The sequence below is a fragment of the Pseudoxanthomonas sp. GW835-FHT14C01 genome, from assembly GCF_058793715.1.
Window position 1 is genome coordinate 23379 of record NZ_JBXAGB010000004.1, and the last position, 12368, is coordinate 35746.

Here is a 12368-nt window from a genome sequence, read left to right on the forward strand (position 1 = left end):
TGATGACGCTCACCGTCGTCCTGACTGGTGAGTGGGACATGCGCGTGGCCTCTTGGGTCTACGCCTGGGGCGACAACGCGTGGAGCTACAAGAACGGGTTCTGGACGGAGCAGATCATCCACAAGGCCGGACGAGCTGTTACCACTGTCGGTGTGCTGACGGTCCTTGTCCTGATCGCCATGACCTACCTTCGCCCGCGCCTTCGGGGCTGGCGAGGACCGGCGATCAGGCTGTTCACCGCGATCGCGATTTCTACGGCGCTGGTGTCCATCCTGAAGCGATACTCGGGGTTGGACTGTCCGTGGAGCATTGCAGGCTTGGGGGGAAGCAACCCCTATCTCACCCTCTTCGACTTCAGGCCATTGAAGAGCGGCTGTTTCCCCTCCGGACACGCTAGCAGTGGATACGCGTGGCTTGCCTTGTACTTCTTCTTTGCCGAGGTCCGCGTCAAGCATAGATGGACAGGGCTGGCGGTGGGCATGACTGTAGGACTTCTGTTTGGCATTGGTCAGCAACTACGGGGAGCGCACTTTCTCTCGCACGATGTCGTGACCGCGCTGATCTGCTGGGTCGTGCCTGCGAGTCTATTCATGCTGCGAGCGCGTCATCGTCAGCCACCACGGGGTGCAGCGGGCTGAGTGCACGACTTTTTCGACGTTATGTCAGCCAATTCCGGATAAAGAATATCGACTCTCAATGAATGTCAACTCTCGTCCAGAAGCGGGGATATCGATACCGATACGAGTCTAGTTCTTGGCTAGGAGGGGTATCGCACGGATATACAGAAGCATCGCGGCCAGTTCGACAATGGTTTGGGTCACGATGACGGCTGGGATGATCGGTAAGGCGTCGGGCACGGCGAGCGCCAACGGCAAAACTACCAACGAGTTGCGAGTTGCTGCTGCAAAGCCGACCGCTCGGCCTGCTGGTGCTGGCAGCTTGAATGCGCGTGCCACGACCAGTCCCAAGATGGGCGCGATGATCGCGAAGGCTAGATAGAAAGGTAGCGCGTCCATAGCAGCGCTTACTGCTAAGCTCAGTTGGGGCGTCACAGCCGCAATGACGATCAGTAGCACAAGTGCCGTGGCTGGCACAGGAAGAAGCCCACCTACACGTGTGAGCGTCGCAATGCCGCTGAACTTTGGAGATAGCGCTTGCAGGGTGGCAGCCAGCGCCATCGGCATGACGATCAAGATGACGAACGCGTGCAGGAACGGTCCTGGTTTTACCAAGCTCGAGGACTCAGCCCCTAGCAGCAGATTCAGATACACCGGCAACAGCAGCATCTGCACAATCAACAGCACGGGTGTGGCGGCCAGCAGTAACGAGGAATCAGACTTCCCAAGGTGCGAGAACGTCACGACATAGTCGATGCACGGACAAAGCAGCACGAACAGCATCGCGATGCGGATCAGAGGATCCCCAGGGAACAACGGCAAGGCCAAGGCCACCAACATCGGTATCACGATGAAGTTGGCCACCAGCAAGGCGCCCATGAAGCGTACGTTCCGCAGCGAGTCCCGGATGCGCGACAGGGGAACCTGGAGGAAGGTCACGAAGAGCATGACGCCCAGTGCAGGGTTGATCGCCGACTCAAGCGCCTCTGTGCCAGGCACCAGCATCGCCAGTACGAATCCGAGCACCAGCGCCACAAAGTAGATGGGCGTCTGGACGTGCTCAAGCCGCTCGCGCGTCAGCTCCCGATTCATGGGGCAGCTACCTCGGATTTGGCGGGCCGATTAGCCAGCCAGAAGCCGACAGCCAGAATCAACGCGGTGGTGATCTGCGCGCCGATGCCCTCAACTGTCGGATACAAGCCCAGCAACTCGACCCGCGGACCACCGTCGAGCCAAGAGATGGGCAAGTAGCCTGCTTCCTGCAGCGCCGAGACGGCCTTGCCGATGAGCACTACAGCCAGCACGGCAATCAGCAGCGAGCTGTACCGGAAGAACTGGCCGATCGGCAAGCGCCGGCTGTATCGCATCATCAACCAGGCAATGACGACCAGAACGATGGATGCCGAAAGGCCGCCAGCGATAACGCTGCTGGCATTGCCTTGGCTCCAGATGGCGGCATAGAACAAGATGGTCTCAAACACTTCCCGATAGACCACCACGAAGATCAGACCCAGCAGGAACAGACCCGACTTCCGGCTCAGCGCCTGACCCAACTTATCGCGTACGTAGCGTTGCCAGTTCTCCGCATGGCTCTTGCCGTGCATCCAAATGCCCACCCACACCAGCACCACCGCCGCCAGCAACGATCCGAACCCCTCGGACAGTTCTCGGCTGGCCCCGCTGATGGAGATGACCCAAGTGGCCAGCACCCACGTCACGATGCCGGCCCCTAATGCCGACACCCAGCCTGCATGGACCCATGGCAGCATTTCGGTCCGCTCGGCTTTGCGCAGCAGTGCGATCATCGCGATAACAATCAGCAACGCCTCCAGCCCTTCGCGGAGCAGGATGGTGAAAGCCGCCACGAAGCTGGCTACGGCCGATGTCTGGCCCTGATCTAGCACCTGTTCGGCTAGGGCGAAGAGATCGTCCAGGGCCGTGACCTGGCCTTGGAGTTCATCGGCAGCCACATTGGCCGCAATACCCGATCGCACGCGCGCCATGGCCGCTTCGATCTTCACCATCAAGGCGTTGTCGCGTGCCGCCAGCAGCGGCTCCACTGGCTCAAATCCGTCCAGATACGCAGACAGTGCCAAATCCTTGGCCTGTGTAGGTTGTCCGGCGCGGTAGGCCGTCATCGCCTCCTCAAGCAATTTGCGCGAGGTCGCCAACGCCGAGCTGACATCCTGTGCCTGTGAGGCGTCCGGATGACGACGCAAGTACGCCACGATGGCTGAGGCCTGTTCTGCCGATCCCACCGTTGTGCCCAATGCGGCGGGCGTAGTGCTGACGTAGGCATCGAAGTTGAGCTTGGCGCGCAGCGCCGCATCGCCTTCAATCAGCTTCTTTCCGGCATCGACCTGATCTTCCGGATACGCCATGGCCCCTACGTAGGTCGCCAGTGCCCAGCGATCCTCGACCGGCAAGCTCGCGTAGCTCACCATCGAGGTGCCTTCCAGGCCTTGGTCGATGACCTGGTAAAGGGCAAAGACGCTGCGCTCCTCGGCGCGCGCGCGATCGGTGAAATCAATCGGTGGGGGATCCAAGCCTGCACCGGCGGGTCCATCACCTGCACCCGAGGGGCCATGGCAGGCCGCACACAGCTGCGCGTAGAGAACCTTGCCACGTCCGTAATTGGGCGATTGCATTGGAAGCAGGGGAATCGGATAGGCCTTCACCAGGAGCGCAGCCAGCGCACGCGCTTGCTCTGCGATCTGCTCAGGCGCAGCTTTTGCCTGGATTGCCCCCTGCAGTGCAGTCGCATCTTGCTTCAACTGCGCGGATTCGGCTTTAGCGGGCAGCTGACCGATGGCCTCGGCAGCGGTCGCCGAGAATTCCTTCATCTCGGCGTACTCAACCTCGTTGACCACCTCGCCCTCGCGGACGGCCTCCCGATAGTCGACGGCGATGTAGTCCAGTAGCCGCCACGTCGTGGGCACGTTCTTCTCGGACGCAAAGGAGACATTGCTATGCAGGAGCGCCGCCAGGCCTGCAAGCACGAGGACGATCGATCGAAAGGTCATGTAGGTATCAACAGTAGGGAGAGGGGCCGGCTGGCGGCTATGCGTGATGGCGGCGGCTGATCACGGCAGTTCGTCAGGTCCCGTGGGACGTCCAGTGCATTGCGCGAACAACTTGATCGCCTTGTCGCAGTAGATGCAGTGCCCATGGCAACAGTCGTGCATCAAGAACGCGACAAGATCCGAGAGCGCGGGGAAGTCCGCGCTGTAGATGATCGATTTGCCCTCTCGGCGAGCCAGCGTTAACCCAGCCTGCTCCAGTTCCTTGAGGTGAAATGACACCCGGGAGGGTTGTGCGCCATCGAGCGCGGCGGCGATCGCGCCTGCAGACATGCCGTCCGCGCCGGCCACGACGAGCATGCGAACGATGCGCAGACGATCCGCATGGGCGATGGCCCCGAATCCCCGTAGCGCCGCGGTCTCGTTCATTTCAATATTTCAACATATGATGAAATATTAGGATGACGGCCACAGCCGCAAACGTCAACTGAGACTCATTCTTGATTGGGGCCGGGCCTACTTGGCTGGCCCTTTCCTCGTAGTGATGCAAGGTGCTCTGGCGAGGCGGCAGCACGCTGGAGCGTGGATGCGGCCTATCGGTTGCGCGATCGTCGCGGTCGTTTGTTCGGCCGCTTCCTGAAGGTTGGCAACGCGTCCTGCGTGACCCGCTTGCCCTTGGGATCGGGCGTGGCGATATCGCCCATGCCCACCGCGGACAGCTCCTTGAGCATCAGCATCACGGTGGGAGATCGCCGAATCTCACCGGTGGCCATCGCCACTTGATAGTTGGAGGCAGCGATGTAACAGCACAGCGCGCTCACCAGCTGCAGAGCGATCACCCAGGCCTGCGCCAGCACCGGTACATCGCCGGCGACGACCAGCCAAATCATGTACAGGCTGCCCACGCTCATCAGCAGCAGCGCGGCACACAAAACAAGGGCCCGTGTCTTGGGCGCCGCCACATGGGGGCGTCCGAGCTTGGTCGCGATCCGCGCCACGGCCAGCAGATACACCGGCAGACCCGACACGGCGATCTGCAGCAGCGAGAGCGAGGTGGCTGTACCTGCCAGCCAGAGGCCGGCGATTGTCAGGACCCCCGCTAATAGCATGTCGGCTAGCGAAGGACGCAGCGCGTGCCAGAAGCGTTTCAGGGAGGCCAGATCCCCCTGCGTGGCCGCGAGCCTGACGTCCCATCCGTGCAGCGCGAGCAAGGTAAGGAAGACCGCCCCGATCACCGATCCCAGCCACGCCAGCGCGAAGTGCATCCCGCTCCAGGGCATCACGAAGGCACCGACCGTGCCCAGGCCCACGCCCAGCATGAAGATGGCCGACAGCGCGTAGATCACGTCGCGGTTCCTGACAGGACGCGTGCGTACGCCTTCACTGCGGCCACCGCGAATGCAGGTCGTCGATGACATAGCGGTGGGCATGCTGCTTTCCGCCCTGCCCCAGATGGGCGTGACCCTCGGGCAGCTCCTCGTGGGTATGTGTGATCTGTTCGGGATCACGAGAGCTCCACACCCAGCGGGCCAGCACTGCGCTCAGCAAGGCCACCATGGACAAAATCCCCAACGCTGCTGCAAATCCCAGCTTGGCGCCCAGGAAACCTGCGATCGGGTACGCCAGCAGCCAACACACGTGCGAGAGGGAAAACTGTGCGGCGAACAGGAACGGCAGATCCTCTTCGGCGCCGGAACGACGGATGAGTCGGCCACCGGGCGTTACCAGGCCCGCGTACGACATGCCCAGCAGCAGCCAGATGCCCGCCACGACCGGCCAGGCAGGCTTGCCGCCGACACTGAACCAGTACACGGTGGCCGCGCTCAGCACCACCGTCATCGCCGTGGCGGCCGAGAGCATGATGCGGCGATCGGCGATGCGATCGAGCAGGCGCGGCAGGCACAGAGCCACCAGCATCGAGCCCACGCCGAAGGCGGCCAACAGCCAGGCCACCTCCCGCTCGCCGCCTTGCAACACCGTGCGCGCGACCACGACCGTGTTGACGAACACCATCGCCCCGCCGGCGGCGGCGCAGAGATTGAGCAGCAGCAAGCCGCGCAGGCGTGGCGTGCGCAGGTAGATCTTCATGCCGCGGATGGCCCGCGCGTAGGGACCACCGGCGCTGGCGCTGCGCGTACCGACAGGGAACGTCGTCCACATCACCAGCAGCGCCGACAGCAGGAAGCCGGCCGAGGTGCCCACGAACAATCCTTGGAACGCGATTACCGTCAGCAGCGCGGCGGCCAGGGCCGGACTGAGCAGACTCTCCAGGTCGTAGGCCAGCCGCGAGAGCGACAAGGCCCGGGTGTACTTGGCCTCATCGGGCAGGATCTGCGGGATGACCGACTGGAACAGGGGCGTAAAGCACGCCGAGGCCGACTGCAGCACGGCGATCAGCACGTAGATCTGCCAGATCTCGGTGACGAACGGCAGCGCCAGTGCGACCAGGGCCCGGATCACGTCCAGCCCGATCAGCACGATCTTGCGCCGGTGCGGCGGCACCACCGCACCGGAGACCGGCGAGAGCAGCACGTACACGATCATCTTGATGGCCAGGGCCAGGCCGAGCACCTGCCCGGCCTGATCGCCGGCCAGGTCGTAGGCCAGCAAGGCCAGCGCCACGGTCGCCAAGCCCGTGCCCAGCAAGGCGATGACCTGGGCGGCAAAGAGCTTACGGAAAGTGAGGTTGGTCAGGACATCCAACATGGGAAGACCTCAGCAGTGGTGGCGGCAGTACGGGTATCGCTACAGCCTCTGACGTTCGAAATAGATGCCGGAGTAGGCATTCACTTCGTAGTCCGGCTCGAAGGGCACGCGCAGATGGCGCTCGGGTAGCTCCCAGCGATCGCGTATCTGATAGCCGCGTTCGGCCATCTGTTGCACCAGCGCGGCATCGGACTGGACCCGATACGGACACACCGCCACACCCAGGTTCTGCAAGGTGAAGAACTCGCGGGTGGCATGCAGCGGCGTGAGGTTGAACAGGACATGGCGCGGCGGCGCGATCAGCCGGTCCAGCAACTCGGGCAGGCTGTACTCCAGGTACTGCAGTGCGCCGGTACTGATCAGGACATCGCAGCCGTCGGCGACCTCAGGAATGTGGACGAAGCGCAACTGACCCGACCGATCCCGTCGCGCGGACAACAGCCGACCAGCCTGCAGCACCTTGTCCAGGTCATGGACGTTCCAGATCAGTCCGGCCGGATAGTCGATGTAGCGACCAAAGCCGTAGTAGGCCAAGCCTACGTGTCCGCCCAGATCGAAGATGCGCCTGGCGCCATCAGCAATGAGCTGATGGATCCAGTACAGCGCCGGGTAGTCGCAGGCACGCAGCCGGTTGAGCTGCTGGCGGTACATGATCGTGACCTGATCCAGGTCGTAGCTGGCGGGCAAGACCTCCGAGGACAGGCGCTCGGCATCGAGCAGCGCGTCCTCGTAGCTGCGGTAGATGCCGTAGTACAGATTGCCGTGCTCGTAGGGCTTGGAGAAATACCGTCGATACATCGGTTTGCCGACACGCCGGAGTCCGGGCAGCTCCATCACCTCGCGTGCCAGGCGAACCACGGCGTGCTTGATGCGCCCTTGGTCTGCGCTAGATTGAGCGGACATACCTCACCTCGACAGAGAAGGTGTCCCAAGGCGATCGGGAAGCCGACCGCCTGGGACGGCGAACGATCAGTTGGTCTTCTTGGCTTCCGGGGCCGGCTTCTTGGCGCCGTCGGCCTTGGCCGGCTTTTCCGGCACGCCGCACTTCTGCTTGAGCGCCTTGACTTCAGGGAAGGCGGAGTCGTCGGTGAAACGCTTGGTGTCCTTCAGATCCTCACAGGTCTTGGGGATTTCCTTCTCTTCGTCGTGCGCGCCCGGATGGGCCAGGGCCGACAGCGAGACCAGCGACAGCGCAACCAGGCCGGCAATGGACAGTGAACGAGCTTTCATCTTCAGTTCCTTCGTGATCGGCGCGTGGCCGAGGATGGGTAGGTGTCGCGAGGACCCAGGCTCGCGACGGTGGGTCGAGGCGATGCCACGACCCGCTTAAGGCGCCTGGCCGCCACGGGGTTACATCACGCGCTTGATCTGGGCGTAGTCGCCGGCCGTACGCAGGGTGATCGTCACCGTGGCCTCGCTGCGGTTACGCCAGAACCAGCCGTGGCTGCCGTTGAAGGCCGCTTCCAGCACGCCTTCGTCGGCGGCCACGCCGCGTCCTTTTTCGTAGCTGGTGGATTCGCCGCCGGTACCGCCATCGCCATGGGTGTCGAAGTTCACGACACCGCCCTGCGCGGTCCAGGTGAAGTTCGCCTTTTGACCGGCTGTCATCGCCAACTTGACCTCCGCGCCTTCTCCTGGCGCCAGAACGACCTGCATCTGATCGCGCCATTGCGTGGTGTCCACGGCCGGTGCTGCCGCCGCTGCCGGTGCTGCGGGGCTGGCGGATGAGGCGGCCGATGAGATCGGCGCGCCTGCCGCGGCCGCGGCCGCATCACGTGCGGCATCGGCGGCGGCTTCTTCAGCCAACTGACCCTTGATCTCACCCATCTCGGTTAGCCCGAGCATGCGGCCGACACCGGTGGGGTCGATGGCGTACTCGGACGGCAGCACGACGGTGACCAACAGGACGACGGCCACGATGAAGGCGATGATGGTCGAGCGCAGCAACTGGCGCGAGGACGGCAGATCGGTGTTGAGAGGCTTGCTGTTGTACATGGTGTGTTCTCGCAATGTCTTGAATTAGGAAACGAAGTAGCCAGTGAGCTGCATGCCGATCAGGATGAAACCGGCGCACATCATCGCGACGTTGGCGGTATAGGCGTGCTTCCAGAAGCCGCGCGAGCGGCGCCAGTAGCCCATCACAATCAGGATTGCGCCCAAGGCCAGCAGCTGGCCGATTTCCACGCCGACGTTGAAGGCCAACAGGTTGGGCACCAGACCATCGGGAGAGATGTCGTACTCGATGATCTTGGTCGACAGGCCAAAGCCGTGGAACAGACCGAAGATCAACGTGGCCGCCTTGGTGTTGGGTTGAAAACCCAGCCAGCGTTGGTAGGCGCCCATGTTGTCCAGCGCCTTGTAGACCACCGACAGGCCGATGATCGCGTCGATCAGGAAGCTGTTGATGCCCACGTTGAAGTACACGCCCAACAGCATCGTGGTGGAGTGACCCACCGCGAACAGCGTGACGTACAAGGCGATCTGCTTCATGCGGTACAGGAAGAAGATCACGCCCAGCAGGAACAGGATGTGGTCGTACCCGGTGGCCATGTGCTTGGCGCCCAGGTAGGCAAACGACAGCAGGTGCACCCCGCTGATTTCCTGGATGTAGCCCTTATCACCTTCGGCTACGGCATGGGCCAGCGCGCCGTTGGCGGTGAACAACAACAGCAGCAGGCCCGCCAACAGAACCAGCGTGCGCGTGGTGGAGGCGGAGATCATGCCGCCCCATCCGGAGGGTTTGTAGAGAAGTGAGTTCATTCGCATCTATAGGTATGTGGAAGGGATCAGGAGGGGGTGGAGCGCACGCGCGCCCCACCCCACTGGATTACGGGGCGCTCGGAACGTGCTCGACTTTCGGCGGCGCCTCGGCGCGCGGCTCTTCCTTGCGATGGACCATGCGGTACAACGCCGGCAGGACCAGCAAGGTGAGCAAGGTGGAGGAGATGATGCCGCCGATGACCACCGTGGCCAGCGGACGCTGCACCTCGGCACCGGTGCCGACGTTGAGCGCCATCGGCACGAAGCCCAGGCTGGCCACCAGCGCAGTCATCAACACCGGCCGCAGGCGCGTCAACGCTCCTTCGACCACCGCCTCGTGCAAGGACTTGCCGTCCTCACGCAACTTGCGGATGAAGGTGATCATCACCAGGCCGTTGAGCACCGCCACACCGGACAGGGCGATAAAGCCCACGCCTGCCGAGATGGAGAACGGGATGCCGCGTAGCACCAATGCCATCACACCGCCGGTCAGCGCCAGTGGCACACCGCTGAAGACGATCGCCGAGTCCTTGGCCGATCCAAAGGCCATGAACAGCAGGCCGAAGATCATGACCAGCACCACGGGTACCACGACCGTCAAACGCTCACTGGCCGAGATCAACTGCTCGAACGTACCGCCGTACTCGATCCAATAACCGTCAGGCAGCTCCACTTCGCTGGCTACCTTGCCGCGCAGCTCTTCGACAAAGGAGCCCAGATCGCGACCCCGCACATTGGAGGTGATCACTACGCGGCGCTTGCCGTTCTCGCGACTGACCTGGTTGGGCCCCAGCTCAATGGCGATCTTGGCTACCGCACCCAACGGGACCGAGGATGGCAACGCCATGCCTTGAGTACTGGCATCACGCTGTGCCGGCACCATGATCGGCAGTGCAGCGAGCACCTTCAGATCCTGGCGCTTGCCTTCGGGCAGTCGCACGACGATGTCAAAGCGTCGATCACCCTGGAACAGCTGGCCCGCGTTGGCGCCGCCCAGGGCGGCAGCCACCGTGTCCTGGATGTCGGCCACGGCCAAGCCGTAGCGCGCCAAGGCGGCACGGTCCGGGTCGATGACCAACAGCGGCAGGCCGGTGACCTGCTCCAGCTTCACGTCGGCATTGCCTTCGATTCGACTGGCCACGTCTTCGACCTGCGAGCCCAGGGCTTCCAGCTGCGCCATGTCATCGCCGAAGACCTTGACCGCCACTTCCGCGCGCACGCCGGCGATGAGCTCGTTCATGCGCATCTGCACCGGCTGGGTGAACTCATAGTTGTTGCCGGGGATGGCGCGAACGGCCTTCTCCAGCTCGGCTACCAGCTCGGCCTTGGGCTTGCGCGGATTGGGCCACTCATCCCGATCCTTGAGCATGATGAAGGTGTCGGCCACCGAGGGTGGCATCGGATCGGTGGCCACCTCGGCCGTACCGAGCTTGGCCACGACCTTGTCGACCTCCGGGAAGGCCTTGATGACCGTCTCCAACTGCTCCTGCATGCCCACGGCCTGGGTCAGGCTGGTGCCGGGAATGCGCAAGGCGTGCAAGGCGATATCACCCTCGTCCAGGTTCGGAATGAACTCCGTGCCCAGTCGCGTGGCCAGCACACCGCACAGCACCACCAACACTGCTGCCGCCGAGACCACCGCCACCCGCATAGCCAATGCCTTTTCCAGCAATGGGCCGTACAGGCGCGACATACCGCGCATGATCTTGGTTTCCTTCTCCTCGACCTTGCCGGTGACGAACTGGGCCACCGCGGCCGGAACGAAGGTCAGCGACAAGGCCATCGCCGCGGTCAGCGCCATCACCACGGTAATCGCCATCGGGTGGAACGTCTTACCTTCCACACCGGTCAGGGCGAAGATCGGCAGATACACCGCCGCGATGATGAACAAGCCGAACAGGCTGGGCTTGATGACCTCGGCACTGGCCACGGCGGCCAGATCGAATCGCTCCTCACGGGTGAGCAGACGGCCCAACTGGTGCTGCCGTTCGCCGAAGCGACGCAGGCAGTTCTCCACGATGATCACCGCACCGTCCACGATCAGACCGAAGTCCAGTGCACCCAGGCTCATCAGGTTGGCCGAGACCCGGTTCTGCACCATGCCGGTGATGGTCAGCAGCATCGCCACCGGAATGACCGCCGCGGTGATCAGCGCCGCGCGGATATTGCCCAACAGCAGGAACAGCACCGCGATGACCAGCAGCGCGCCCTCGAGCAGGTTCTTCTGCACGGTGGCGATACTGCGATCGACCAGGTTGGTGCGATCGTAGATCGCCTTGGCAGTCACGCCCTTGGGCAGGCCGGCTTCGATCTGCTTGAGCTTCTCGCCAGCGCGCTGGGCCACTTCGCGACTGTTCTCGCCTACCAGCATGAATACCGTACCCAGCACGACCTCATGGCCGTCCTTGGTCGCCGCACCGGTGCGCAGTTCCGAGCCGATATGCACATCGGCCACGTCCTGCACCTTGAGCGGCAGTCCTTCGCGGGTCGCCACCACCACCTGACGCAGGCCGGCCTCATCGCCGATCTGACCGGGGATGCGGATCAGGTTCTGCTCACCGCCCCGCTCGATATAGCCGGCGCCGGTACTGGCGTTGTTGCGCTCCACCGCCGTGAGCAGGTCATCGATACTCAAATCGAAGGCCAGCAACTTGGCAGGATCCGGCGTGATGTGGAACTGCTGGACATTGCCGCCGATGGTGTTGACCTCGGTGACGCCTTTCAGATTACGCAGCTGCGGGCGAATGACCCAGTCCTGCAACGTACGTAGATCGGTCGATGTCCACTCGGTGCCATCGGGCTTCCTGGCGCCGGCATCGGCCTCGACCGTGTACATGAAGATCTCACCCAGACCGGTGGCGACCGGACCGAGCGTGGGCTTCACGTCAGCGGGTAATTGCGAGGCGGCTTGTTGGAGCCGTTCGCTGACCTGCTGTCGGGCGAAGTAGATGTTGGTACCGTCTTCGAACACCACCGTGACCTGGGACAGGCCATAGCGGGAGATCGAGCGGGTGTATTGCATGCCGGCCATGCCGGCCAAGGCGGTCTCAACGGGAAACGTTACCCGTTGCTCGGCTTCAAGCGGTGAGTAGCCGGGCGCCTCGCTGTTGACCTGGACCTGCACATTGGTGATGTCAGGCACGGCGTCGATGGGCAGACGCCCATAGTTCCAGACGCCCAGCGCACTGACGGCTAACACCAACAGCAGGACCAGCCAGCGATGCGCGATCGCGGCTCTTATGACGCGTTCTAGCATTGTCCTGTC

The 12368-nt window shown here is 63.1% G+C and carries 11 protein-coding genes and 1 pseudogene; 1 reads left to right on the top strand and 11 read right to left on the bottom strand.

Features of this window, described 5'->3' with window-relative positions; all coding sequences use genetic code 11:
- Positions 1-2 precede the first annotated feature (2 nt).
- Positions 3-638, top strand: coding sequence for a phosphatase PAP2 family protein (locus AC1Q5B_RS17850; RefSeq protein WP_162108746.1), 636 nt, complete (start codon positions 3-5; stop codon positions 636-638).
- A 108-nt stretch (positions 639-746) separates the two neighbouring features.
- Here the strand turns inward: AC1Q5B_RS17850 and AC1Q5B_RS17855 are convergent, their stop codons facing one another.
- The 11 genes and pseudogenes from AC1Q5B_RS17855 to AC1Q5B_RS17905 form a co-directional block, all read right to left on the bottom strand.
- On the bottom strand, positions 747-1709 hold the full coding sequence (locus AC1Q5B_RS17855) for an arsenic resistance protein (RefSeq protein WP_056881665.1): 963 nt from the start codon (positions 1707-1709) through the stop codon (positions 747-749).
- The gene (locus tag AC1Q5B_RS17860) at positions 1706-2170 is read right to left on the bottom strand and encodes an FTR1 family protein (protein WP_379605651.1); all 465 of its coding nucleotides are present in this window, start codon (positions 2168-2170) and stop codon (positions 1706-1708) included. Before AC1Q5B_RS17860 ends, AC1Q5B_RS17855 begins: the two co-directional genes overlap by 4 nt.
- 33 nt (positions 2171-2203) lie before the next feature.
- Positions 2204-3640: pseudogene (locus AC1Q5B_RS17865) on the bottom strand (4-helix bundle domain-containing protein); the annotation flags it as partial.
- Between the two features lie 60 nt (positions 3641-3700).
- A complete protein-coding gene (locus AC1Q5B_RS17870; protein WP_056881667.1) occupies positions 3701-4066 on the bottom strand; it encodes an ArsR/SmtB family transcription factor in 366 nt (121 codons plus the stop codon).
- Between the two features lie 164 nt (positions 4067-4230).
- Entirely contained in the window at positions 4231-4983 is a 753-nt protein-coding gene (locus tag AC1Q5B_RS17875) for a hypothetical protein (RefSeq protein WP_155944764.1), read from the bottom strand.
- Between the two features lie 34 nt (positions 4984-5017).
- A complete protein-coding gene (locus tag AC1Q5B_RS17880; protein ID WP_056881669.1) occupies positions 5018-6343 on the bottom strand; it encodes an MFS transporter in 1326 nt (441 codons plus the stop codon).
- 39 nt (positions 6344-6382) lie between these two features.
- Entirely contained in the window at positions 6383-7246 is an 864-nt protein-coding gene (locus AC1Q5B_RS17885) for a methyltransferase, TIGR04325 family (RefSeq protein WP_081420488.1), read from the bottom strand.
- A 66-nt stretch (positions 7247-7312) separates the two neighbouring features.
- The gene (locus tag AC1Q5B_RS17890; RefSeq protein WP_056881671.1) at positions 7313-7573 is read right to left on the bottom strand and encodes a hypothetical protein; all 261 of its coding nucleotides are present in this window, start codon (positions 7571-7573) and stop codon (positions 7313-7315) included.
- A gap of 120 nt (positions 7574-7693) precedes the next feature.
- Positions 7694-8338, bottom strand: coding sequence for a hypothetical protein (locus tag AC1Q5B_RS17895; RefSeq protein WP_056881672.1), 645 nt, complete (start codon positions 8336-8338; stop codon positions 7694-7696).
- 24 nt (positions 8339-8362) lie between these two features.
- Positions 8363-9064: a HupE/UreJ family protein gene (locus tag AC1Q5B_RS17900; protein WP_056881673.1), complete on the bottom strand. Its 702-nt coding sequence runs from the start codon at positions 9062-9064 to the stop codon at positions 8363-8365.
- Positions 9065-9170: 106 nt separating this feature from the next.
- Entirely contained in the window at positions 9171-12359 is a 3189-nt protein-coding gene (locus AC1Q5B_RS17905; RefSeq protein ID WP_056881674.1) for an efflux RND transporter permease subunit, read from the bottom strand.
- Between the last annotated feature and the right edge of the window lie 9 nt (positions 12360-12368).